This is a genomic window from Nocardia amikacinitolerans NBRC 108937, assembly GCF_001612615.1.
Classification (GTDB): Bacteria; Actinomycetota; Actinomycetes; order Mycobacteriales; family Mycobacteriaceae; genus Nocardia; species Nocardia amikacinitolerans.
Map to the genome: position 1 here is coordinate 1 of NZ_BDAU01000093.1, position 1,309 is coordinate 1,309.

The 1,309-nt window shown below is 66.3% G+C and carries 1 protein-coding gene; it reads left to right on the forward strand.

Annotated elements, in window-relative coordinates; translation table 11 throughout:
• Nucleotides 1–180: 180 nt before the first annotated feature.
• Nucleotides 181–1,309 (forward strand): acyltransferase domain-containing protein (locus tag NAM01S_RS33600; RefSeq protein ID WP_169810947.1); only part of this gene is annotated, 1,129 nt, incomplete at its 3' end.

The window sequence follows — 1,309 nt, forward strand, 5'->3', positions numbered from 1 at the left end:
GTCAGCCGCCACCATTTCCACCACCGCGCGGTAATCACAGCCGCCACAAACGCGGACCGACGCGCCGCTTTGGCCGCTCTCACTGCAGGCCGCCCACACCCACAGCTACACACCGGGATCGCTACCACCACCCCCACGCTGGCCATGCTGTTCTCCGGGCAAGGAGCTCAACACCCCCGCATGGGTGTCGAGCTCTATCACGCCTATCCGACATTTGCTGCCGCACTCGATGACGCCTGCGCCGCGTTGGACCCGCACCTGGACAAGCCCCTGCGTGATCTCCTATTCGCCTCCCCCGATTCCGACCACGCCCGACTGCTCAACGACACCCGCTATACCCAACCCGCGCTGTTCGCCCTGCATGTTGCCCTCTATCGGCTGCTCACCAGCGTCGGCCCCATCCCCGCTCACCTTGCCGGACACTCCATCGGGGAACTCGCCGTCGCTCATGTTGCCGCCATCCTCAGCCTCGACGACGCCGCGACCCTGGTCGCCGCTCGTGCACGCCTCATGCACCAGCACGCCGTTCCCGGCGGCGCCATGATCGCCATCGCCGCCACAGCCGACGAAATCACCACTGCACTGCAGTCTTTGGACCCCACCGGTGACCACCTGGCCATCGCCGCGGTCAACAGCCCAACCAACACTGTCATCTCCGGCGAGGCCACACTCGCTCACACCCTGGCCGATCACTTCCGCGGCCAAGGCCGCAAGACCCGCGTACTGACGGTGAGCCACGCATTCCACTCTCCACACATGCGCCCGGTGCTGGACCCGTTCCGCGCTGTCGCCGCCACTCTCACCTACCACTCCCCCACCATCCCCATCGTCTCCACACTCACGGGCACGCTCGCCGATCCGCACCACATCACCACACCGGACTACTGGGTCGACCACATCCACAGCCCTGTCCGCTACCTCGACGCAATCGACACCCTCACCGCCAACCACACCACCACCTACCTCGAACTCGGCCCAGACCCCACACTCACCTCACTGACCACCGATATCCACGCCGACACCACCGCGCCCCAACCCACCATCCTGCCCACCTTGCGCCCCCGGACACCTGAACCCGACAGCCTGCTCACCACTCTCGCGAAACTCCACACCACCGGCCACCCCATCGGCTTCCACCACCTCCGCCCCAACCCCGCACACACCCCACGGACTGAACTCCCGACCTACCCCTTCCAGCACCACTCCTACTGGCTCACCCCCACCCCCTCCACCCACACCACCGTCGGAGCAGGCCTCCGCCCCACCAACCACCCAATACTCACCGCAACCACAGACCTACCCGACGGAA